Below are 23351 nucleotides of genomic sequence, written 5' to 3' on the forward strand. Positions count from 1 at the left end.
AAGGCCCAAGCAGGCTCATCTACATGACAGATATCCACCAACAGCGCATCCGTGAAACATTACACGTACTCGGAAAGATTCAGCCCCAGGAATTGGCTCCCATCCTGGCGCATTATTACACAACGCTCAGTTTTGCCGTAGCTCGGCAGCAGCTACAGCAGCTAGCAGATGCTTTTAGCTGCATTAGTGTGACTGTAGCGGGTTTTGTAATAGATGCCGATTGGCAGCGTCGGGAGGAGGATAGTACTAAACACCACCAAGAGGCGATACGAAAAGCTACTGGGCCACAAGGTGAAATACTGTTGTCAGTAAAGCAAGTGGCCGAGCAACTCGGCGTAAATAAACAAAAGGTATACAGCATGATAGCAAGCAAAGAACTGCCTGCTACTAACATCAACGCTAACACCAATAAGCGTCCATTACTGCGTGTCCGGGCAACCGATGTTCTAGGATAATTGCACCCTCCCCTAATACAGGTAAATGGTACTTTAATGTACTATTATGCCCGTTATAGAGTGTTTAACACTGCCATAGCACGCGGTAAATATGGCTTCAGAAGTAGCCTAGACAGTAAACGCAATGCTCTACGCGGGGCGATTAACCAAGGGATAGGTCATAGCGGCCAGATTGGAGGCCCACAAGCGTAGCGAATACATCATTTCGTGGGATTGGAGTTGCCGCCGATACAAAAATGGGTGCACGTCTGCTCGTGCCCACTATTTACGGGAAATCCTACACCGTGAAATTAAATAATCGTCGCTTGCATATCCGCATCCCAGCTCACTTGCTCAGTAGGGCATATCAAATCGCCCACCAGGGCGATGAAACACTATCAAGCATAGTCCGCGCTTACCTAGAAGCTTACACGGCTTCGCAGCCCCTTAAAAAGGCTGAATAACCGATGAGCCGGAAACTCCTCACATGTTCCCGGCCTTTGCGATTACCACAAATTGAAAACAATTCTCACTATCGACCGCCTAACGTTACAACTCGTTAGCGGGTCTGCAATTCCCTTTAATCATAAATACATTACCCTAAACTATCCGCTAGCCGGAAACACCTACGCTGTAACTCCTGCTATTGAACTGCGGTATGTTGCCAAGCTTGAAAAGTATTACATGCATAGCTGGGCTATCTGGATTGATGGGGGCATGTTGCTACCTTAAGCACCGATTGCCGACAAAATGGGCAAAGCGAAAGTATTCGTCTAAGCTTCGCAAATGAAGTATTTTATACAGCGCCTGGCTGGGCGAATTACTGGTGCCAAATACAGGAAAATTTGCCTCTGATTGCAAAGGGCATCAGCTATTTGGAAATAGCATCCGATTTTCAATTGGACGCGCCGCTATTACGTACGATGTCCGATTTGTATCGGCATTCCACGTTCATTGCCATGAATCCAAATGCGAAGTACGGCCCCTTGCGTCACCAGCAAAAATGCAGCCTTTTAAACGGGTCGGAATATATTTTTGGCAATAGCCTAAAGGGAAATAAGGGTAGTGGTAAGCAAGTGGTTTTCTATCCGAAAAGCCCGGAAATCACTGTCCGGGGCAAAGACTACATATCGGCTTACTACGCCCAAAATGGGTTCGATTTAAGCCAGCTCGTGGAGCGGGTCGAAGTTCGGTTGAGTAGCCGTTACCTAAGCAAGTTCCTTGTGAGCATAACAGACCTGAACGATATACAGGCGCTAGGTAACATCTTCCGCGTTGCTGTGGGCGATACGTTCACGTTCCGAGTACTAGGCAAATACTACTACGATGCTAACCGTAACCGCAAGAGCGAAACCGTAACACTTCTGGAATTTGCCGATTTCTCTAACGAGTCACTAGTCAGGCGGCCCCAATGCATTCAAGATGACACATCCGATTGGCGAAACCGAGCCGAAGCTAAAAATGCGGTTTTACGGTTTGTTGCTCGTGGCAATGCACAGGATTGGGCTCAGCTAGTACATATAAGCCAAGAAGTGAGAGCGCCAGATGAATGGTCATGGAAAGCGCTATTCATGCTGTATGCGCTCGATTATCAAGGAGCGCCAACACCGGAGCGTAAGGCCCGGATAGAGATGTTCCGGTAGGCTCATCGTACCCCTGACCTAATCCTAATAAGTATGGGCAGGGGTACGATAGGGCTATCGTGCTAGAATTTATGCTTGAATGAAATAGCTACGTTATTCGCGTAAGCAAACACTAACGGATACTACGTCATTCATTAGGTTTTTACCGTCTCCCTCGAAGCAGTCACCTTTCCGAGCAAGTTTGCAAACCAACTCTTTTTCAGTTTCACTACTAGTGTACTCATTGAGTGAAATTGTTCCATCCGAATTGTAGTGCCCTGTTATGCGGTGCTCCGAATGGTCAACACTGTTGGCATTATAAACCATAACGCCAACAATAGAACTGTCGCTGTGAAGCACCAATTGAGCGGTAGCTTGGGTAGTATTCATCGACACGTTAAATATCCTGGCCCGTTCTATTTCAGGAAATATGTCGGAAAATGCGTGCGTTGTGTGGCTTGCTTGAGGCTCGTCTTCGTGGGGAGGAAGCGGAGCAGAATAAGACTCAACCGGGGGCGAAGTGGTCTCTACAGCGTTAGGTGAGGTATCCACCGCGTGTGCTACTTCGGGTAATGGCTGAGAGTCCGACGAGGAAACCGGACTGCCAGTATCACCAGTACAGTTGCTGTAAACAGCATCAAATTCGGCTTCTGCCTGCTTCACTTGCTGGTCATTCCAATCCTTGCTAATGCCCATATCCCGAAGGTCGGACTGCGCTTGCTGAGTTACTCGGTAGCATTCATCTGCCTTATTCGCCCTTGCGGTAGTATTGGATATCAACTTAAGCTCTGACCAACAATCACAGGCTCTGTGGGCGAGCGCTTCCGGGGAGCGGCCGGTGTATAAATCCTTGACCATCGCATAAAGGAAAATAAGCGCAAGTACAGCGTAAAGGATTTTTCGCACAGGCTGTATGGTTATTATTTTGTCAATTAGATAATATTCGAACTTAAGGGCGATTTGAACTTGCCATGTAATTATTGTTACCTAATCCTAATCTGTTTACTTCGCAGAACTTGCTTAGAACTAGACTTAGGCAGGGTAGGGGAGTTTTTCTTAGCAAGGAAAGCGAAAGAGTGGACACACTCTATGCCCTGCTCCATGTTCCCTGAACGCTCTGCCTTCGAGGCTGGGACATGCGAGCGCTCTGTTGCTATTATACGAAAAACATTTTTGTTTTGAATTAGCATTATAATACAATACTCATTGCTTATTTTCCCTTCCTCTGCTATTGTTTTGCATCGTATATCCAGCGCCTTCAGTCCGTTCAAGTCTATAACCTTTTTAGATTCATTTACAATTTCGCCCTCTGCCACCGAGCTAGCTAAATCTTTTACTGAAGATTCATTAAGCTCATCGATTGTAGGCATTCGAGGAAACATTGCTAAGGATTCTGCTGATACAATAACTTGATTCCAGTCGGTAACATTATAAGTCGAATTATTCAAATTAACTACACTATCGCTTGCTACTAGGCTGGTAGTACGCTTTCTGTTCTCGTCAAGTGATTCATTGGCTCTGCGTATTCTATAGCCTTTAGGTATATTAATGCTATAAGAAAATAGCCCGCTTTTATAGACGTGCTGCGCCTTGGTTTGTTGAATAGATAAAAGAACAAGTATCAATACTAGAAAATTAAACTTTTGGTACATGGTTAAACAGAAAGGAATTATGAAGTAGTCGTGGTAGCTTGAAGCATTTAAGGGTCAAAATCGACTCGTTAGGCTGCTCCCGACCTCGTGACTTTTGCAAAGATGTTCCTGCTATTGCTCCGCCAGCACAAATAAATTCTTAACTATATGGCTGGTACCAGAGCAGCAAGCGAGGACTTTTTACTCGGTAAATATATGGAGCGCGGTGTGATTTGGCATCCAATCGTATGCTAAAGGTGCTGTTTTACTTTTCCAGCTTGCAGCGTGATTCGCAACAAAGCTGGTTTAGTTGCCTTCGGTCTGCGCCTGCGTAGGTTGCGTGATGAACGCAACCTTAGTCAGCAGGCCCTAGCCGATATCGCTAACATCTCTAAGCCAGCAGTTCAACGAATTGAAAAGGGTACTACATCTACAGGGCTAGACCTATTGTTTTCGCTAGCAGAGGCCCTAGAAATGCCTGTTCACGAGCTGATAAAGCTGTAGATGGTTAGTCCCTATGGTGGGAAGGGGAGGCAGGGAGCCAACTTCACCGTCAAACTATCTCGGGCTGATTTGTTGCTTATGGCAACATCTATGACAGTGCTCAATTGACATATGTCTTCCAAGTAGCGAGAACGCAAGCTGAACGCTTGGTCAGACTTGAAAAGAAAAGTGGCCCCGAACGGATGGGGGCGAATCGATATGCTTCCGCAGGCTCATCGTATCCCTGACCTAATCCTAATAAGTATGGTCAGGGATACGATGCCGCAGTTGTCCACAGTCGAAATGTTCTATTTATCCAAGGGTGCTCTTCTACGAGCTGTGTGGGGTAAGTCGTCTGCAAGGGCAGATGTGTAGGTACTTACTGCTGTGACGGCGGGTGCTTGTAAAAGGGGAATCCAAAAATTGGGGCACGAACAAACCAATGGCTTGCATTATTGAAGGTTATGGGTTCTTGTTGTGTGCAGCACACTGCCGGATTGACTTAAACCGCACTAAAGTGTTTAGTTTTACATGGTGCGAGTGCTGAAAGTATTCTCATTTATTAGCATTTAAAGTTATTGAGGTTATGCCTGCGTTCTATGAATTTTTTGCCGGTGGCGGTATGGCTCGCGCTGGTCTCGGGCCAGGTTGGCAATGCCTTTTCGCCAATGATTTCGATGAAATGAAGGGCGCAACTTATGCGGCTAACTGGGGGGCTGACGACTTGCTTGTTGGCGATATTGCCAATGTGACAACGCAAGACCTGCCAGGGGCTGCTGACCTTGCATGGGCATCCTCGCCCTGCCAGGACTTATCGTTGGCGGGTAACGGTGGTGGGCTAGGGTTGCCCGATGCTGAGGTAATGACACGCTCGGGCACTTTTTGGCGATACATCGCGCTAATGCACCAGTTAGCCCAAGAGAACCGAGCCCCCAAACTGGTAATATTTGAAAATGTAGTAGGGGCGATTACTTCGCATGAGGGCAGGGACTTCTCTGCAATTGCCGGGGCATTTGCGGGCCTTGGCTACCGCTTTGGGCCGCTTGTCATAGATGCTCAGTTGTTCGTTCCTCAATCGCGCAAAAGACTGTTTATTATTGGGGTTCGTCAGGACATAGCCATACCTCAAGCGTTACGCGATACGGCCCATAATACCGCTTGGCATCCTACATCAATTGTAAGCGCCTATAATCGGCTTGCCCCAGGAGTGCGTGAGCAATGGATTTGGTGGAACTTGCCAGCGCCTCCGCAACGGCCGGAGAACTTTATTGATATAATCGAAGAAAACCCTCAAGGAGTAAACTTGCACAGCCAGCAGGAAACACAGAACCTATTGGCTATGATGAGTCAAGTCAATCTAGCGAAAGTTGCCCAGGCTCGTCAAACAGGGCAAAGGATGGTAGGAGGTATCTATCGGCGTATGAGGCCAGATGGTCAGGGTGCCAGGGTGCAACGTGCCGAGGTGCGCTTTGACGATATCTCAGGCTGTTTGCGTACGCCTTCTGGCGGGTCTTCCCGGCAGGTAATCCTTATCGTTGAAGGAAACCACACCGAATCAAGGTTGCTATCGCCTAGAGAGGGGGCACGGCTTATGGGCCTAGACGATAACTACATCTTGCCAGCAAATTACAATGATGCTTACCATCTCGCTGGGGACGGTGTAGCAGTACCCGTAGTGCGACATCTGGCCGCCAATCTGTTCGAGCCCATACTAGCCGCAAACGAGCAAGTTGCTCAAGTAAACCCGGCTGAACTAGCTGTAATGGCCAACTAACATGAGAGAAGCACTAGAACGGTTCTACCAAGAAAGTAGATTTAACACGAAAGGCCCTTTAAGCGTTGCCTTGCAATTAAGCAGAGCCTTTCAGGGCGCAGAAGTACCCATCAACCCCAACGACTTTCTAGCCGACCGAGGCGGCCAAGTAAAAGGACTCGGCGGGCCGAATCTCAAGAAGATTTTGCTTGGTTATGGAATCGACCGCCCTTTGTCGAGCGAAGGAGGTAGAACAAGCCGAGGAAGCATTGATAATATGCGTGCCTACGTTGAGTTTCTCAATGACTATGGCAGCTTTGCTCCGATTGATTGGGACGAGGTGGAACAGTTCTGGATAGGTAAGATACAGGACTATTTCGACGCCACTCCCTTTACGTTGAGTCTTGATGCTTCACAGAGCATCAAAACTATCATCCGTGATGTGACGGAGCAGGCAGTCAAGCGACAACGACTTGTCACCGGGGTTAAGTATCTGGGCACTATAATGCAGCACTTGGTTGGGGCTAAACTAGATATGGTTATGGGAGCCGGTACCATAACTCATAATAGTTCTAGTAATAATGACCAAGAGCACGGCAGAACTGGGGACTTCGATATTGGCGACGTCAGCATACACGTGACAACCCGGCCATCCGAAGCCTTGCTCATAAAATGCCGCGAGAACCTAGCTGCGAACCGTAAGCCCCTGATTGTTACAATTGACAACGGGGTTGGGCTAGCGAGCGACTTGGCGAACGAACTAGGAATTGAAGAACGTGTTGAAGTGATTGACTTCATACAGTTCATTGTGGCGAACATCCACGAAAGAGGACTTTTCGACCGGACAGGCCGCCATAGCCGAATTGAGGAACTAATAGAGCGATACAACTCAATCATTGACCGTTTTGAAACGGACCCTAGCCTCAAAATCGAAGTTGCCGCTGGGCGGTGAGAAAGCCATGACACGGTCAGAGGTTATGGCTCGCGTCAAATCCAAAGACACAACCCCAGAATTGGCAGTTCGAAGGGCGCTTTTTGCCGCTGGGCTTCGATATAGGTTAAACGCCAAACAACTTCCGGGCTCACCTGATATCATTTTGCCTTCTCGGCGAATAGCCATCTTTGTGCACGGATGCTTTTGGCACCGCCACCCCGACTGTAAACGCGCTACTTTTCCTAGTAGTAACGTCCTATATTGGCAGGGTAAGTTTGACAGAAACGTTGCTCGGGACGCTGAGGCAAAAGAGGCTATCCAAAATTTGGGTTGGCAGCATATTACCATTTGGGAATGCGATATTAGGACTCCTGCTAAACTCGCTGAGCTTGTGGATAGAGTGAAGGCTAGCGCAGTGTTGCAGTGAAGTTATTTGTTGTCGTTGTAAGCGCTATGAAAGTTATTTTTTATGCTCCAGGCCAGCCGCCGCGTGATATTTCGCCTGATGGGTTTGAATTACCCAGCACACCCACCGGCTTTGCTCGCGTTACTAGCCGAGTGGTCGAGGAGCTTGGCTGTCCTCCTCACCTTATCGACGTGCAGGCATGCGGTCCCGGATTTGTCGCCTATACTATTGCTGACCACGAGGGCGAGCCCAATGAGCTAGGTATGCTCGCATTGGCAAAAGCAACGGGCTATACTTATAGCGTAGAAGATGATGACACCGTTATCTGCGGCCCGGTGCTCATAGTAACAATATAGGGTACCCCTCCGGGGCCGTGTATCCGCGACCCCGCCCCGTGGGGTACCCCCTAAAATATTGTAGGGCAAGCGTTTACGAAATTTTTGGTAATTCTACATATTTGAAACGGCTCATTATATCGGCCTCCCCGATTTCATTATCTACGTAGCGGGCGAAACTTTCCAAATTTTTGTGGCCTGTCCACCTACGAATCTTAAATTCTGGAATTCCATCCATAAGGCACCGGGTAACAAACGTCTTGCGCCCTACGTGGCTACTAAGGTACTGGTACTTACGATTTTTACTTTCGTCAACTACACGAGCATTTCCACTGAAAGCCGTGCGAGTGAAAGCATTATGTAGGGAAGGGCACATTTCGCCCAGTGCCACAAGGCGAGCGTTGTACTTACCTAGGTCCGTCGCTCGCATTCCGTCCGGGTATTCTGCTAGTACCTTGCGACTCAGCCAATTCAAAGGTATTGTGAGCGTGTCCCCTGTCTTCCGCGTGACAATTTGGATGGCGTCGTTATTAATGCAGTGAGGGCCAACGCGGGTAACATCCGAAAAGCGCAAACCTGTAGCGCAAGCTAGCGAGAACAAGGCTCGGGCGTACCGCAAATGCTTGCAGTCAAGTTCTAGGGCGAGCCACTCAGCTAATTCTTGCTCATTTAGAGCTACTATTCGTTGATTCTTAGGTGCGTCTTTATGGGTTTTATCTCGCTTGTACTCTCGAAACGCAACATGCTTACTTACACCCATCTGCACGAAGTAATTGAGCAATGCCTTGAGCCTTGCTATGCGGGTTTTAGTCGTACTGTTGAGGTGGCCTTGTTCAAGCATGAAGTCGTTGAACCGGGTCATGAGCGCAAAATCGAAGCTGGCAAGCGTCAATTTTATTCCGTGGGCTCTCTCAAACTCTAGTAGTAGGGTACCTAGCGGTTTTAAGCCTCGTGCCGTGTTGTAGCCATCTTTATGTCCGTCAGTGCCTTTCTTGACTTTTGCTTTCAGTACGGCCTCGTAATCCTTGAATAGCTGCCAGAAAGTGACTTTCGCCCCCGGCGAACCTTTGGCATTTTTAGGGGCCTTCCACAGTTCTTCTAATACTTCGGGGGTGGGTACCGTTCCGTTATCCTCCGAGTAGCGGCGGATTATGCGTGTGAGTTGGGACTTCGTGGTATCAATCGCCTCGTTTCCATCAACGATGCTTGCGTTATGCTCTTTCCAGGCTGCCCCTGCGCACTTTACAAGTCGCCCATCCTCCATGCCACCACGCTGGACTTTTAAGCCATTTTCACCAACAGGAAAGCGTTTACTTGTCCCATTGTGAGCATACTGTACATATACGTTTTCGAATCCTTTGCTGTCTAGGTTTCGAGTGATGACTTTAAGTGACATTAGCGCGGTTTTGGGGTGCTAGACATGTTCACCTTATACGCAATTCATCTGAATTTAGTCAGTCATCAGTCAGTCTGTTTTGTATTTTTCTGTACTATTGTGTCAGTCTTCTGAAGATAAAAATAGCCTTACTGATGACTGAGTATCGTTTTTGTATTCCAGAGTGATAAGGTATTTTGACGTCTGTGATTTGAAATGGAAATCATGGCGGGGCCGGTTGCGGCCACTGTAAGCGAGCAAGACGCGGTGGAAGAGTAGGCTAAACGGCTAGCCCGCTCCATACCAGTGGCGGTGCAAAGGTACGGCCCGGCCCGGTCTATCCGGGCAGCCAGCATGAAGTTCGCCGGCCGGGTGACTTGCTTAAAACTCGTGGGAAGCCGAAAGAATTTCGGCGGGTTCGGGATTAGTGCCGGAGTTTAAAGCAAGCTATTCTGAACATTGGCCGGGTCAAAATGACCCGACTAAAAATACTGTTTCAGCAAGTGTATTGTAGCCAATAAATTTAAAATACTGTTAATCAGTATTTTATAGGGAAAAATTTAGTGATTATTTAATTAAGGGCTGGAATTGGCAATAGGGGCACTACACTATTCCAGCACCCGATGAATAACCGCTTTGCCTGCTGCCTCCTGGTCGGCCTATTTGCCAGTAAGGCAGCCCTGGCTCAGACTGCCGAACCTGCTGCCCGCCGCCCGGCTACCCTTCAGGCAGGGGTACCCACTAAAACTGACACGGCTACCGCCAAAGTGCCCTTCGCCGGCATGGACCTGAGTTGGGTCAATGGCCAGAACCGCCAGCAGAATTTTCCGCTCCAGTTTAAGGACCAGGCGGGCGAAACCGTGCTCACGGCCACCACTTTTCTGGATGGCTACTACAACTACAACTTCGCCAATCCGCTCGACCATACCCAGACGATTTCGGCCGTGACGGGCCGCACCCAGGAGTTTTCGCTGGCGCTGGCCAGCATCGGTATCGAGAGCAATTACAAGAATATTATCGGCCGGCTGTGGCTGCAAACCGGCTCGATGCTGAACTTGGTGCAGGAAACCGACGCCTCGGTGCTGCGCGGGCGCAACACGGGCTCGACCATCGGGGCCAACGGCGTGAACGTGGGCACCGGCATCACCACCAATAACCTCAAGTACATCCGCGAGGCGGCGGCCGGCTACCACTTCAACGTAGCCTACGGCCTGAACCTGGAGCTGGGTATTTTCATGAGCTACATCGGCCTGGAAAGCTACGTGACCCAGGAAAACTGGAGCTACCAGCGCTCGCTGGTCTGCGATTTTACGCCCTTCTACTTTCAGGGGGCGCGGGCGCAGTTTTATCCGGCCAAAAACTTCAAGACCGAGCTGTGGCTGATGAATGGCTGGCAGACCTATAACACGCTTAATAACCGCCCGGCGCTGGGCAACTCGAACTACTACCGGCCCAGTGAAAATATCCAGCTGGTGGCTAATTTTTACTACGGCAATGATTCGCGCCCCGGCCCCGACAGCCTCGCGGTGGGCCGGGCGGCCTACCCCAATATCCAGCGCTTTCACCACGACAACTCCATTGTGGCGCGCTATTACCACAAAGACAAGAAGGGCCCGCTGCGCGGCATTACCCAGGCCGCGTTTAGTCTGAATACGCACTACGGCTTCCAGAGCGGTACCGATGCCGCCGGCAATGAGGTAAAGCGGGCCGACAACTACATGGTGGGCTCGTCGCTGGCCAACCGCATCTGGTTTGCCAAGAATAAGCTGGCCCTGACTACCCGCGTGGGCTTTGTGAAGAATCCCTCGCGCTACCTCAGCTTCAACCCGTCGGTGGTCGGCTTCACCGATACCGATGCCAGCAAGCTCACGGCCAAAGAGGCAACCGCTACGTTCGATGTGATGCCGAGCGACTACGTCACCTTTCGGGTGGAGTACCTGCACCGCTCGGCCAACGTGCCCTATTTCGCCGGGCCGGGCGGCACCACCTCGCCCAGCGGCTATGCCGACCAGCCCCTGCCGGCCCATTACGTGCCCGACCTGCGCGACTACGAGAACCGGCTCATCTTCGCCGTCAACTTTCGCCTGTAGCGGTGGGATAGTAACTGGATAGTAAGCTGCCGCACCCGGAGCCAGAGGTAAGGCATCGACTTTTTCTAATATATAAGAAGCTTATTTTTTTTAAGCTTTTTGCAAGCCTTTGCTCAGAAATGAACAAGTTATGAACTGTAGCTAAGCCGGCCAGTGCGCCTCAGGTTAGAGCCGGGTTGTTCGTTCCGGCAGACTGATGGTTGCTATTCTGCCGTCAACCTCCGCCAGCAACGGCCGTAGGAAGCTCGGCCGGCAAGTGCCGGACATCCGCTGACGAACTACTCTAGCAGCCTGGCTATGCAAACTTCTCCTCCTTCTACTCTGCCGGCCGTTGACGAGCCCGGTGGTCACCAGGCGTTAAAAGCCGGGGCCTCAGCGGCCGGTACGCTTATCGCCCTCGGCATTGTGTACGGCGACATTGGTACCTCGCCGCTCTACACCGTGCGGGGCGTGTTTGAGGGCCGGCCCGTGACCGAAGACGTGGTGCTCGGCACCGTATCGGCCATTATCTGGACGCTTACCTTACTCACGACCATCAAGTACGTGCTCATTGCCATGCGGGCCGACAACAACGGTGAGGGCGGCATTTTGTCGCTCTATGCCCTGCTGCAACGGCTCAATTTCAAGTACCTCTACCTGCCGGCCATCGTGGGGGCGGCGGCGCTGCTCGCCGATGGGGTCATCACGCCGCCCATCTCGGTATCGTCGGCCATTGAGGGGCTGCGGATTCTGCGTCCGCACCTGCATACGGTGCCTATTGTGCTGGCTATCCTGGTGGGGCTGTTTGCCATTCAGCAGTTCGGCACAGCCATAATCGGTAAGCTATTCGGGCCGGTCATGCTCTTGTTCTTCAGTATGATAGCCGTGCTGGGTGTGCAGTTTATGCTGCACGATTTGAGCATTTTGCGGGCCTTCAATCCGTACTACGCCCTGCACATGCTGGCCACTATTCCGGGTGGCTTCTGGCTGCTGGGTTCTATTTTCCTGTGCAGCACCGGGGCCGAGGCGCTGTATGCCGACATGGGCCACGTGGGCCGGCCGAATATCTACGTGTCGTGGACGTTTGTAAAAATATGCCTGGTGCTCAACTACCTGGGGCAGGGCGCGTGGCTGCTCCAGCATATGGGCAAGCCGCTCGGCGACAGCAACCCCTTCTTTGCCATGATACCGGCCTGGGGCCTGCTGCCGGCCATCGGGCTGTGCACGCTGGCTACCATCATTGCCTCGCAGGCGCTCATTTCGGGCTCGTACACGCTTATCATTGAGGCGCTACGGCTCAATTTCTGGCCTAAGGTAAAGGTTTCGTACCCCACTGAATTGCGCGGCCAGGCCTACGTGCCCTCGCTCAACTGGCTGCTGTGCGCGGGCTGCGTGGGCGTGGTGCTGCACTTCCGCGAAAGCTCGAATATGGAAGCGGCTTACGGCCTGGCCATCACCTTTACCATGCTTATGACCACGGTGCTGCTGGCCTTCTTTTTGTACCTGCGCCGGGTTAGCCCGGTCTGGATTGGCTTGCTGCTGCTGGTGTATTTCACCGTCGAAGGCTCGTTTCTGATTGCCAACCTGCGCAAATTTCCCGAAGGCGGCTACGTGAGCGTACTCATGAGCCTGGTGCTGCTGGCCGTGATGGTAAGCTGGATTCAGGGCCAGCGCCTGCGCGAGGCTTTTGTCAAATACGTGCCGCTGGCCGACTGGCTGCCCCTGCTTAAGGAGCTGAGCCGGGATGAGTCGGTGCCCAAGTTTGCCACTCACCTCGTGTACCTCACCGATTCGGTAGACCCGAACCAGATTGAGCGCGGCATTACGCACAGCATTTTTCAGAAAAGCCCCAAGCGGGCCGATGTGTACTATCTTATCCACATCGTAACGACTGATGAGCCTTATACGAAGACTTACCACGTCGACACTATCTTGCCCGACGACCTGGTGCGTATTGAGTTTCACCTGGGCTTCCGGGTCGACCACGCTATTAACTATATGTTCCGGCAGGTGGTCACGGATTTGGTCCAGAGCAAGGAGGTCGACATCACCTCGCGCTACAACTCGCTGCGCGACCAGGACGTGGTGGGCGATTTCCAGTTCGTTATTCTGAACCGCACCTTGCCCTACGCGCAGTCGCTGACCAGCTGGCAGCGGCTGGTGGCCCGGCTGGCTGGCGTGCTGCGCTGGCTGGGAGCCAGCCAGCAGGAAAGCTTTGGGCTGGATAACTCCTCGCTCACCATCGAAAATATTCCGCTGCTTATCCCCGAGCGCCCCGAATTACACCTCACCCGCGAATAAGCGCCTATGCCCGTTTCTATCCGAGTTTTTGCCACCGCGCTGCTCAGCACGGCTTTCCTGCTGCCCGGCCTGGCCCAAACGGTTCCGCCGGCGCCTACCAGTACTACCACCACGGCGCCGCCCGCCGCGCCCACGGCCACCGCGGCTGCGCCCACTGCTGCCGCCGCAGCCGACACGGCCAAGGCCGACCCCAAGCCCGAGTTTTTTGGCTACGTGGGCGTGTACTACGGCTATGATTTCAACAACCCGGCGAGCTTGCAGCGGCCCGGCTTTATTTACTCCGAAAACCTGCACAACCAGATTGCCGTGAACCTGGCGCTGCTTGGCGCGCGCTACACCAGCGACCGGGTGCGCGGCACGTTTGCCATCCAGACCGGCACGTACCCCGATGCCAACTACGCCGCCGAGCCGGGCGTATTCAAAAATATCTACGAAGCCTGGGGCGGCGTGCGCGTGGCTAAAAGCCTGTGGCTCGATGCAGGTATCTTCCTCTCGCACATTGGCCTGGAAGGCCCCAACTCGCGCGATAACCTCACCCTGACGCGCTCCATCATGGCCGATAACTGCCCCTACTACGAGACCGGGGCCAAGCTCACCTATGACAAGGGCAAGAAGTGGCTGTTTTCGGTGCTGGCCGTCAACGGCTGGCAGGTTATCCGCGACCACAACCAGAATGAGGCTGTGGGCACCCAAATCCAGTTTCGGCCCAGTGCCAAGCTACTCTTCAACTCCAGCACTTTTGTAGGAGAGGGCCGCAATGTGCCCGACTCGCTGGGCATACGCCTGCGCTATTTTCACGATTTTTACCTCACCTACGACCCTTCCAAAAAGTGGAAAATTGCCGCCGCCTACGACACGGGCTGGCAGGAAAAGCTCGATGGCAAGGGCGGCTACGACGCCTGGCAGGGCGGGGTGCTTATCGTACGCCGCCGCCTCTGGGAGCGCGCCGGCCTGGTGGGCCGCGTCGAATACTACCATGACCCGAGCGGGGTGCTGGCCCCCACGCGGGTGGGCGGCCTGCACACCACGGGCTACTCGCTGGGCTTCGATTATCTGCCCGTGCCCCGTGTCATCCTGCGGGCCGAAGTCAAAGAATTTGTAGACCGCAACGAGGTCTATATCAAAGACAAAGTAGCCCGCCGCACCGATGCGGCCGCCACAACTATGCTCGGACTCACATTTTGAGAACTAATGGCAGTTACGCTTTCAGGCTTTTTAATATTAAAAAATAATATATGTTAAATATTTTGCATTACCTTCTGTAGTCTGCTTTGTGCCGGACGATGCTGGCCGGCGGCCGGCTCACTTAACAATGGCTTAACCCGGAAGTCACCTGGCGGGCAGACCTTTGCGCATTGCCAATTTTACCTTCCTGCTATGAAGCGCGTGCTCTTCCTTGCTGCTCTGGCCTTGCTCACGGGCGTGGCCCAGGCTCAGCGGCCCACCAATGACCCCCAGGCCCGGAAAATACTGCTGCCCAATGGCTGGTCGCTCACGCCGGCTGGTACCGCGCTGTCCCTCGGCGACCTGCCGCTGAATATGCAGCTGGCCCCGGGCGGCAAGATGCTGGCCGTTACGAACAACGGCCAGGGCAAGCAAAAGCTCCAGCTCGTTGACCCGGTCACTGAAAAGCTGCTCGATGAGCGCCCCATTGGAAAGGCTTGGTATGGCTTGGCATTCAGCGCGAAGGGCGACCGCCTCTACGCCTCGGGCGGCAACGACAATATTATTCTGGCTTATCCTACGGCTGGCCGCAAGCTCGGCGCGCCCGATACGCTGCGCCTCGGCCCGGCCTGGCCCAAGGCCAAAATCAGCCCTGCCGGCATTGCCGTAGACGCCGCCGGGCAGCGCCTCTACACCGTTACGAAGGAAGACAGCACGCTCTACGTGCTCGACCTGAAAACCGGGCGCACCCTGCGGCGCGTAAAGCTGGGCTACGAGGCCTATGGCTGCCTGCTATCGGCAGATAATAAGACGGTTTATGCTACGCTGTGGGGCGGCGACAAGCTGCTGGCCTACGACCGCGCCACCGGCCGCATCCGGGCTACGCTGGCCACTGGCAGCCACCCCAATGAGTTGATTCAGAGCCGCAACGGGCGCTACCTATTCGTGGCCAATGCCAACGATAACTCCGTTTCGGTGGTTGATGTGAAGAGCTGGAAGGTGCTCGAAACCATCGCCACTGCGCTCTACCCCACGCGCCTCACCGGCTCTACCACCAACGGCCTGGCCCTGGCCGCGGATGAGAAAACGTTATATATCGCCAATGCGGATAATAACTGCCTGGCCGTATTCGACGTGAGCCATCCCGGTCACAGCGCGGCCAGGGGCTTTATCCCGACTGGCTGGTACCCTACCTGCGTGCGTACGCTGGGCAGCAAGCTATTGGTAGCCAATGGCAAAGGCTTTTCTAGCCAGGCCAACCCCGGCGGCCCGCAGCCGGTGAAGAAAACCGACAGCAGCGGCCACCACCTCGGCAACGGCCTGGCCGATGGGCCGGTGCAGTACATCGGCAGCCTGTTTATTGGCACGCTCTCCTTTATTCCGGTGCCCGACGCGGCGCGGCTGAAAAGCTATTCGCAGCAGGTGTACGCCAATACGCCCTTCACCAAGGAGCGTGAAAAGCTGGCGCTCGGCGAGGCCGGCAACCCCGTGCCGCGCCGGGCGGGCGAGAAGTCGCCCATCAAGCACGTCTTCTACATCATCAAAGAAAACCGGACTTACGACCAGATTTTTGGCGATGTGCGCGAAGGCGAGGGTGACTCCTCGCTTTGCATTTTTCCGCGCAAAGTGACGCCCAACCACCACGCCCTGGCCCGCGACTTTGTGCTGCTCGACAACTTTTACGTGAATGCCGAGGTGAGCGCCGATGGCCACAACTGGAGCACCGCCGCCTACGCCACCGACTACGTGGAGAAGTCGTGGCCCATCAGCTACGGCGGGCGCGGGGGCACCTACGACTTCGAGGGTACCCGCAAAATTGCCTACCCGCGCGACGGCTTCATCTGGGACTACTGCCAGCGCGCAGGCCTCAGCTACCGCACCTACGGCGAGTTTGCGGAACTGGGCAAAACGCCCCTTAAGTCGCTGCGCGGGCACGTTTGCCCCAGGTCGCCGGGCTTTGACCTGGATGTAAAAGACGTGGAGCGGGTGCGCATCTGGGCACAGGACTTCGACTCGCTGCTGGCCGTGGGCAAGGTGCCGCAGCTCAGCACTATCCGGCTCAGCAACGACCACACCAGCGGGCAGCGGCTGGGCAAGGTCAGCCCGGTTTCGGCCGTAGCCGACAACGACCTGGCGCTGGGGCAGCTCGTGGAGCACATTGCCCACAGCCGTATCTGGGGCGAGTCGGTCATTTTTGTACTGGAGGATGATGCCCAGAACGGCCCCGACCACATCGACGCCCACCGCTCGCCGGCTCTGGTCATCGGCCCCTACGTGCGCCGCCAGGCCGTAGACCACACGCTCTACACCACGGCCGGCGTGATGCGCACTATCGAGCTGCTGCTGGGCCTGCCGCCCATGAGCCAGTACGACGCGGCGGCCCGCCCGCTATTCGGCCTCTTCCAGGCTGCGCCCAACGCGACTCCTTACCAGGCCAAAGCTGCCCAGGTGTCCCTCGATACCCGCAACACTGCCTGGAACCGCAGCGCCGAGCGGTCGGCCAAATTTGATTTTGCGCACGAAGATGCCGTACCCGACCTCGACCTCAATGAAGTAGTCTGGAAGTCGGTGAAAGGCGAGCAGTCGGCCATGCCCGCGCCCCGGCGCGGCGCTTTTCTGCAACTCACCCCCAAGCGCAAGGATGACGATGAGTAAAGCCCGGGGACCAGGAAAGGGGTGTTGCTAGTGCGCCGGCAGCGGCCCTTTGTCCGACGACTCGCTGTATTTCTGTGCCAGCTTGGTGGGCACGCCAGCGCTGTTGAGCAAGCCGCTGAGCAAGCCCTGCCGCCAGGCCGTGAACACTGAAAACTGCAATTCGCGCCGCGAGGTCAGCTGGCCTACCACGAAGCGCCCGTCGGGGCGCGGGTTCTGGTCGCGGATAACCAGACCGTTGACCACGCCGCTCTTGACGCGGCCCAGCAGCGTCTTTTTTACTTCACCTTGCTTGTAGCCCAGAAACTCAAATTTTAGGCCGCTGTACGTTGCCCGCATCTGGCCCGTGATGTGCTGGCGGTCGAGGTGCTCGTCGAAGGTAATGCGCTGCACATCACCGCTTTTGAACTCAATCAGCCGCGTGGGCTTCATAATGGGGTTGAGGATAGCCAGCGCTGCCGGCCCAAAGCTGCCCCACAGATGCTGGCGGCCCTGCGGGTCGAGCAGCGACGTAGTAAGCTGCACCTGCGCCCGGCAGCGGTTTTCAATGTAGGCCGTAGCCGAGCCTGTAAGCGGCTGCGCCATGGTCATGTGGCGTGGGTCGTTGCTGACGTTGCGCAGCGTCGCGTTCAGGCGATTTATAGTGCAAGTGCCTATCAGCGGCGTACGCGGACTGCGATAAGAAGCCGCGATAGTACCATTGCGCAGGTCCAGCCGTCGCACATCAAGGTGCGCGTGTAGCTTTCGCATCGCCTCGGGCGTCAGAATAGAAGGTTGCGAGTTTATCGGCCCGCGCCCGTCGCTGCTCAGCTTCAGGTAAGGGCGCTCGGCAACTACCCGCGCCACGCGCAGGTGGCTGTTGTCGGAGAGCTGGTAAAAATCGACGCCCTGCCCGTTCAGCTCCGCAATGTGGGCTGTGAGCTGCGTAAGCTGGTAGCCGCTGCGTATATTAAGCTGGGCCGGGGTGAGGGTGGGGCGCACGGCTAAATCGGTCAGCCGCAGGGCCTGGTGCTCGGTATTCAAAAATAGATGCCCGATGCTGGCCGGGTAGAGCGGGGCCATAAACACGGCTGTTATGCGTCCGGTGCGGCCCGTCCAGCCGCGGGCGTACAGCACACGCCGTGACCCATCCTGCTCGGCAGCCGAATCGACGCGGATGCTACGGCCCAGGGCGAAAACGTGCCGCACGGCCGGGCCCTCCTTCACGCCGGCCACGGCCAGGTAGCCGTTGGCTATGGCAAGCTGCCGGAGGTCGGCCTGCCGAAACAGCGGCGCCAGCAGCTTCCAGAGCGGCGGCGGGGCCTGGGCCGGCGGCCGAAACGTCAGGCTGGGATTGCTCAGCCGCGCCGAGTCGGCCCGGAATCGGCGCAGGTGCTGCCAGTGAGCCGCCTGCAGGCCCAGCACCTGCAAGCGCGGCAGGCTAAAAGCCACCCGCACTGCGCCCGGCTTGCCCTGGCCGGGCGCGGGCGGCGCAATGCACAGCGAATCAAGTTGAAAGAGGTGCTTATCGCTCGAAAAATGAATCAGCTGCGCGGTAATCCTGTGCCCGCCTAGCTGGCCGGCCGGCCCGTGCAGCATTGCCTGCCAGGCAGCAGCAAACGCCAGACGCTGCGTATCGGCCGCCCCGGCCGAGGTAAAGAGCAGGTCGCGGGCGCTGATATCGGCGGTGGCCAGCCGACCAATCGGGGCGGCTGCCGGCCCAAAGCTGCCGCCCACCCGGCGCAGCGCCAGGTAGCCGAGCCGCAGCGGATGCTGCCGAAACAGCGGTGGGGAAGGATGGGGGCTGGCCGCCGGGCCAGCGCCGCCACCTGCACCCGCAGCGAGTCAAGCGTCAGGCTGTCGATAGGAACGGTTTGGTGGCGCAGCACCGCCAGCAAGCTCACGCCGCTCAGGTCGAGGCGGGCGAGCTGCAGGCTGAGGCGCGGTAGCGTATCAGCCAGGGTGGAGGTGGCAGGGCGCAGCGCCACGCCGCGCAGGTGCAGCGTGCGCGCCAGTAGCCGGGTGCGGAGGCCGGCCACGGATAGCGCGTACTGGCCGTGGGTTTGGGTAGCCACCTGCTTTTCGAGCTTGCGGCGCAGCCAGGGGTCGAGGCCCCACCTGAGCCAAGCCAGGGCGGCCGCTATGAGTAGTGCCAGTGCAAATAAAATCCAGCGGCCCCAGGGGCGCGCGTGAGTAGCAGCGGGGGAGAGGGAAGAGTCAGGCACGGGACTAAGCTGAGCCTCTGCTAACGCAAAAGCTACCGGTTGGGGTTGCCTCCGGCTTAACCCTCTTCCCCCGCTGCCCGTACAGGGGCCAGCCGTCCTCATTCCTGACTTATGATAACCCTAGTTGCAGAGTGTAGTATAGTGAATGATATATATTATTTGGCCCCTGCCGACTCGAACTTCCGCCACGCCCAGTAGCTTTGAGGCCGGTAGCCCCGGCTTTCCCGCGCTTTTTCCTTTTCCGATTCGCTTTTTGCGCTATGCTTGCTATTACCTCGCTGCTGCCGTCTCCAGCTTCCGACCACATCAATACGCTTATCAAAAGCCTGGAAACGAAGTTTGGCCTGACCGATGTGCAGGCCACGCCCGAGCCGCACCTGACGTATCAGATTGTAGAGCCCGCCGACCTCGAAATTCTGAAGGCGGCACTGCAGGAAATTGCGCGCACCACCAAGCCCTTTGTGGCTCATACAACCGGGCTGGGGATGTTTCCGGGCGATAACCCCGTGATTCACATTCCGGTACTACGCTCCGACGACCTCAACCTGCTGCACCACCGCGTGCTGCAGGTGGCCGCGCCGCTGTGCTCGCGCACCGACAAGTTTAGCGCCCCCGACCTGTGGCTGCCCCATGTTTCGCTGGCCCTGCACGATACTACGCCCGAGCTGCTGGGCCCCGTATTGCAGTTTCTGAATAACCAGACGTTCAACCTGGAGCTGGAAATCAGCAACCTCGCCATCCTGCGCCCCGACGGCGACATGTTTGTGCGCGAAGTGGTGTTTGAGTTTGGGGGAAAATAATTCGTTAATGGTTAATTCGTTAATGATTAATGGTTAATTTCGTTCAATAGCTCTGAAAGAAATTAACTATTAACTATTAACCATTAAAAAATTAATAATTAAAAAATTATCTATTTAGAGTCGTCTTGTTGCGGTTCAGCTTCAGGTCTTGCAGCAGGCTGCTCTTGGCGGCGATGGTGAAGTTGTAGCCCCGATATAGTCCCACTGGTATCCACATGCCCGACACCTGCCAGCAGTGCAGGTCGCGGTAGAAATTGACAGTAGGATAGGCAAAGGTGTTGTGTACTAAGTCGTAGTTAAGCTGAGTACTCAGGCGTAGGTTGGGTGTGAGCTTAATAGAACCGACGGCCGAGATGGAATGACCTGACAATAGTGGAATGCTATTATATAGCACTGGCCTGATGGGGGCCGGTGCCGTATTGTAGCTGGCCGTGTACTGCACGCTGGCTTCCCAGGGAATGTCAAAATCTATATAGTCGGCATAAATGGCCTGGGGCAGCGGCGAGCCCAGCACGGGGTCGTTGCTGGGTGCCACGGCCCGCGGAATATTGGCCTTGCTTTTGGGGCGGGCAGCGGGGTTAAACTGGTAGCCCAGGCTCAGGTTGGCATTGAGCAGGCGGGCCAGGCGCACCTTGCTTTGCTCAAAGAGGTAGCGGTTGAGCGTGCGCCCGGTGGAGTCGCGCTGATAGAAGGAAAACGAGCTGCTGGCCACTACGTTAAGCTTCTTGGCAATCTGCACCCGGTAGCCCAGGTTGAGCGGCGATAGCCGCAGCGAGTCGGCGGCAAAGTTGTAGCTTAGGTTCAGGTCGATGCCGTCGGCCAGGCTTACTTTCCTGTAGGGGTTGGTGCCGGTCGTGTCGCGGCTGTTGCGCACCTTCATCTCAATCTGGTTCTGCACGCTCAGGCTCACCTGGCTTACGCGGGCGCTGGCGGGCACCCCATACACGCCCTGGTAGCGCGAAAACTGCCGGGGGTCGAGCAGGCGGCTGGTATAAGCAGAGGAAAGACTTTCGTAAGTGCCCTGACCGCCCACAAAGGCATCGTACTTCGAGTTCTTGGCCAGGTCGGGCGAGAAGGAGTAGCTGATGCTCGGCGATACTTTGTGGCGAATAGCCTTGATGTAGTGGTCGCCCTTAATCTGCACCAGGCCATAGAAGTTGGTAGAAGCCGATACGTTTCCCGAGTAGGAGTAGGCCCGCTCAAAAGCCGGGGATATGGTATCCACTTTAACGGCGCGGATAGTTGGCAGATAATTGTATTGCAGCTTCTGCAGGTACCAGGTTTCGCCGTAGTTGATGGAAGGCTGAATCTGGATGTGGCGACTGAGCACGGTGGCTGAGGGCAGGGTAATCTGAAACTGGTGCTGCAAGCCATTCTGGGCATTGCGCAGCAGCTGGCCGATGTTTTTAAAGCCCACCGGAATGTTGTAGGCGGTGGTGCTGCCACCCAGCAGCGGCACATCGGCCGATAGCGTGTGGGCCGGCACCAGGCTGCTGATGCGGTTCTGGGCCACGAGGTTGTAGCTGATGGCAAACTGCTCGTAAAATCGGCCGCTGGGCTGAAGGCCCAGCCATTGGTACGGATACTGACGGGCCACGCCCACGTTGAGCGAAGGCAGCGTAAAGTCCATCACGCCGGTTTGCACGTTCTGGCTCTGGGCCAGCTGAATAGAGTAGTTGATGGGCAGCCGCCGCGAGGTTTTGCTGTAGCTGATAGTTGAGTTGAAGGTAGCCGATAGCAGCTGCCGCGGATTGAGCGTATTTACCTTGTTGTAGGAGCTGCTGCCCGCCTGCACGCTGGCCGAGAATACGCCCCCGCCCGGCAGTGGGGTAGGCGAGTGGCTCCAGCTTATCCAGAAGGTATTAACGGAATTAGAGTAGAGCCCCTCAGAGCCCGTGCCGCCCACCGTAGTAGAGGTGTTGAGAATGGGAGACACCGGCTGCTGCGCATAGGTAAAGCGGAAGCTGCCCTGGTATTTATAGCGCTTGCGGTAGGTAAGCTCGGTGGCCAGGCCGTAGCCGCCAAAGCGGTCGGCGTTGCCGGCGTAGATGTCGCCGGTCACGCGCAGGCCAATGTAGTCGTTGGGAGCCCAGTAGTAGCCGCCATTCGTGAGCGAGTAGCCGCGCTGCACGCCCTGCCCGAACGTGGGGATGATGAAGCCCGACCCGCGCCCGTTGTGCGGCGTGGGAAAATAGCCAAACGGCAGCCCTATCGGCAGCGGCACGTCGGCAATTACCATGTGAAAAGGCCCGGTAATCACTTTTTGGCCGGGTATCACCTTCATGCGGCCGGCCTCGATGTAGAAGTGCGGATGAGCCAGGTTGCAGGTGGTATAGCGCCCGTGCAGGCCAAAAAAGTCGTTGTCGGGCAGCTTTTTCACTACCTCGGCGTGGATATAGCCCTCGCCCTGCTGCGTCACGACCTCGGCAATCTTCCCCTTCCTGGTTTTGAAGTTGTAGTTGATAGTGCCCGCCGAATAGGTGCCTTCCGCATCTTTAAACAGCGGCTGGTCTTCCATCTTGTTTTTTACCGAGTCGCGGCGGCCTATTGCCTGCACCGTGCTGGTGCCATAGTTGACGATAATGTAGGCAGCCTTAATGCTCATCTTTCCATAATCGACCGTTGATTTGGTGTAGAGCCGGGCAATCTTGGTGGCTACGTCGAACTGAATCGAGTCTTTGGCGGCATATTTTACCGTGGTTTCTACTTGGCTGCGGCGGCGCAGCACTACCAGGTTGAGCGAGTCGCGGCTGCGCCGGGCGCGGCGGCTGGTATCGGCGAGCAGGCCCGTGCTATCGGGCGTCAGGCTCGGGGCCGGCTTGCGCGACACGTCGGGCACGTCGGGGCGGCCCGTGTTCTGCACACCGGGAGGCGGCGGGCTCTGCGGGGCGTTGCGGTCGAAGTTGAGGTTGCGCACCGGCTGCGTCGGTACCGAGCCAGGCCGGCGCGCATTAGGCGTGCGGGTCGAGTCGGTAGTGGTTTGGGCGTGGGCCGTAGAGAGGCCGCCCAGCACCCACAGGCACAAGCTCAAAGCGCCCGGTAGCGCCCAGCGGCGCCAAAAAAGGCCCGGAAAAACAGCGTAGGAAAAAGCCAAATTAAATAAAGCCACTGAGCGAATTACTTTTGAGGCTTAACACAAAGATAAGAGGCCGATTACCCTCTAAAGGGTTGCCATCGGCCTGTTTTTT

Annotated in this window: 17 protein-coding genes; 12 read left to right on the forward strand and 5 right to left on the reverse strand. The window is 55.5% G+C overall.

The features are described 5' to 3' along the window. Positions 1-23 precede the first annotated feature (23 nt). Together GKZ67_RS06010 and GKZ67_RS06015 are read left to right on the forward strand one after the other, a co-directional pair. A complete protein-coding gene (locus GKZ67_RS06010; protein ID WP_173241561.1) occupies positions 24-455 on the forward strand; it encodes a helix-turn-helix domain-containing protein in 432 nt (143 codons plus the stop codon). An 824-nt stretch (positions 456-1279) separates the two neighbouring features. Next, positions 1280-2077, forward strand: coding sequence for a hypothetical protein (locus GKZ67_RS06015; RefSeq protein ID WP_173241562.1), 798 nt, complete (start codon positions 1280-1282; stop codon positions 2075-2077). Between the two features lie 93 nt (positions 2078-2170). Here GKZ67_RS06015 and GKZ67_RS06020 read toward each other — a convergent pair whose 3' ends face one another. Together GKZ67_RS06020 and GKZ67_RS06025 are read right to left on the reverse strand one after the other, a co-directional pair. Next, a complete protein-coding gene (locus tag GKZ67_RS06020) occupies positions 2171-2962 on the reverse strand; it encodes a hypothetical protein (protein WP_173241563.1) in 792 nt (263 codons plus the stop codon). Between the two features lie 77 nt (positions 2963-3039). After that, a complete protein-coding gene (locus GKZ67_RS06025; RefSeq protein WP_173241564.1) occupies positions 3040-3708 on the reverse strand; it encodes a hypothetical protein in 669 nt (222 codons plus the stop codon). Between the two features lie 264 nt (positions 3709-3972). Here GKZ67_RS06025 and GKZ67_RS25025 point away from each other — a divergent pair, with 264 nt between their 5' ends. From GKZ67_RS25025 to GKZ67_RS06050, 5 genes are all read left to right on the forward strand, one after another. Continuing rightward, the gene (locus GKZ67_RS25025) at positions 3973-4191 is read left to right on the forward strand and encodes a helix-turn-helix domain-containing protein (protein ID WP_217278699.1); all 219 of its coding nucleotides are present in this window, start codon (positions 3973-3975) and stop codon (positions 4189-4191) included. Positions 4192-4756: 565 nt separating this feature from the next. After that, on the forward strand, positions 4757-5944 hold the full coding sequence (locus GKZ67_RS06035; protein WP_173241565.1) for a DNA cytosine methyltransferase: 1188 nt from the start codon (positions 4757-4759) through the stop codon (positions 5942-5944). Between the two features lies 1 nt (position 5945). Next, positions 5946-6875, forward strand: a complete 930-nt coding sequence (locus tag GKZ67_RS06040; protein WP_173241566.1) for a DUF4928 family protein — start codon at positions 5946-5948, stop codon at positions 6873-6875. Between the two features lie 25 nt (positions 6876-6900). Beyond that, positions 6901-7284: a very short patch repair endonuclease gene (locus GKZ67_RS06045; protein WP_254245214.1), complete on the forward strand. Its 384-nt coding sequence runs from the start codon at positions 6901-6903 to the stop codon at positions 7282-7284. A 26-nt stretch (positions 7285-7310) separates the two neighbouring features. After that, positions 7311-7619 (forward strand): hypothetical protein, encoded by a 309-nt coding sequence (locus GKZ67_RS06050; protein ID WP_173241567.1) that lies wholly within the window; start codon positions 7311-7313, stop codon positions 7617-7619. A gap of 73 nt (positions 7620-7692) precedes the next feature. Here the strand turns inward: GKZ67_RS06050 and GKZ67_RS06055 are convergent, their stop codons facing one another. Next, positions 7693-8994 carry a tyrosine-type recombinase/integrase gene (locus GKZ67_RS06055; RefSeq protein ID WP_173241568.1) on the reverse strand — a complete coding sequence of 434 codons (1302 nt, stop codon included), beginning with the start codon at positions 8992-8994 and terminating at the stop codon, positions 7693-7695. 602 nt (positions 8995-9596) lie between these two features. Here GKZ67_RS06055 and GKZ67_RS06060 point away from each other — a divergent pair. From GKZ67_RS06060 to GKZ67_RS06075, 4 genes are all read left to right on the forward strand, one after another. After that, positions 9597-11063, forward strand: a complete 1467-nt coding sequence (locus GKZ67_RS06060; RefSeq protein WP_173241569.1) for an outer membrane beta-barrel protein — start codon at positions 9597-9599, stop codon at positions 11061-11063. A 297-nt stretch (positions 11064-11360) separates the two neighbouring features. Continuing rightward, positions 11361-13343, forward strand: coding sequence for a KUP/HAK/KT family potassium transporter (locus GKZ67_RS06065; protein WP_173241570.1), 1983 nt, complete (start codon positions 11361-11363; stop codon positions 13341-13343). A gap of 6 nt (positions 13344-13349) precedes the next feature. Beyond that, positions 13350-14528 carry a porin gene (locus GKZ67_RS06070; RefSeq protein WP_173241571.1) on the forward strand — a complete coding sequence of 393 codons (1179 nt, stop codon included), beginning with the start codon at positions 13350-13352 and terminating at the stop codon, positions 14526-14528. 192 nt (positions 14529-14720) lie between these two features. Beyond that, positions 14721-17162 carry a bifunctional YncE family protein/alkaline phosphatase family protein gene (locus GKZ67_RS06075; protein WP_173241572.1) on the forward strand — a complete coding sequence of 814 codons (2442 nt, stop codon included), beginning with the start codon at positions 14721-14723 and terminating at the stop codon, positions 17160-17162. Positions 17163-17189: 27 nt separating this feature from the next. Here the strand turns inward: GKZ67_RS06075 and GKZ67_RS06080 are convergent, their stop codons facing one another. Then, positions 17190-18875 (reverse strand): hypothetical protein, encoded by a 1686-nt coding sequence (locus tag GKZ67_RS06080; RefSeq protein ID WP_173241573.1) that lies wholly within the window; start codon positions 18873-18875, stop codon positions 17190-17192. Positions 18876-19623: 748 nt separating this feature from the next. Between GKZ67_RS06080 and GKZ67_RS06085 the strand changes: the two genes are divergently transcribed. Further along, a complete protein-coding gene (locus GKZ67_RS06085) occupies positions 19624-20163 on the forward strand; it encodes a 2'-5' RNA ligase family protein (RefSeq protein WP_173241574.1) in 540 nt (179 codons plus the stop codon). 106 nt (positions 20164-20269) lie between these two features. Here GKZ67_RS06085 and GKZ67_RS06090 read toward each other — a convergent pair whose 3' ends face one another. Next, a complete protein-coding gene (locus GKZ67_RS06090) occupies positions 20270-23194 on the reverse strand; it encodes a putative LPS assembly protein LptD (protein WP_173241575.1) in 2925 nt (974 codons plus the stop codon). Positions 23195-23351 lie beyond the last annotated feature (157 nt).

Source organism: Hymenobacter sp. BRD67 (assembly GCF_013256425.1).
Taxonomy (GTDB): Bacteria; Bacteroidota; Bacteroidia; order Cytophagales; family Hymenobacteraceae; genus Hymenobacter.

Bases quoted from the DNA above. Each gene is read 5' to 3' on its own strand.
- GKZ67_RS06035 (WP_173241565.1), top strand. From the start codon at position 4,757: ATGCCTGCGTTCTATGAATTTTTTGCCGGTGGCGGTATGGCTCGCGCT.
- GKZ67_RS06055 (WP_173241568.1), bottom strand. From the start codon at position 8,994: ATGTCACTTAAAGTCATCACTCGAAACCTAGACAGCAAAGGATTCGAA.
- GKZ67_RS06070 (WP_173241571.1), top strand. From the start codon at position 13,350: ATGCCCGTTTCTATCCGAGTTTTTGCCACCGCGCTGCTCAGCACGGCT.
- GKZ67_RS06050 (WP_173241567.1), top strand. From the start codon at position 7,311: ATGAAAGTTATTTTTTATGCTCCAGGCCAGCCGCCGCGTGATATTTCG.
- GKZ67_RS06075 (WP_173241572.1), top strand. From the start codon at position 14,721: ATGAAGCGCGTGCTCTTCCTTGCTGCTCTGGCCTTGCTCACGGGCGTG.
- GKZ67_RS06065 (WP_173241570.1), top strand. From the start codon at position 11,361: ATGCAAACTTCTCCTCCTTCTACTCTGCCGGCCGTTGACGAGCCCGGT.
- GKZ67_RS06040 (WP_173241566.1), top strand. From the start codon at position 5,946: ATGAGAGAAGCACTAGAACGGTTCTACCAAGAAAGTAGATTTAACACG.
- GKZ67_RS06045 (WP_254245214.1), top strand. From the start codon at position 6,901: ATGGCTCGCGTCAAATCCAAAGACACAACCCCAGAATTGGCAGTTCGA.
- GKZ67_RS06025 (WP_173241564.1), bottom strand. From the start codon at position 3,708: ATGTACCAAAAGTTTAATTTTCTAGTATTGATACTTGTTCTTTTATCT.
- GKZ67_RS06060 (WP_173241569.1), top strand. From the start codon at position 9,597: ATGAATAACCGCTTTGCCTGCTGCCTCCTGGTCGGCCTATTTGCCAGT.
- GKZ67_RS06010 (WP_173241561.1), top strand. From the start codon at position 24: ATGACAGATATCCACCAACAGCGCATCCGTGAAACATTACACGTACTC.
- GKZ67_RS06085 (WP_173241574.1), top strand. From the start codon at position 19,624: ATGCTTGCTATTACCTCGCTGCTGCCGTCTCCAGCTTCCGACCACATC.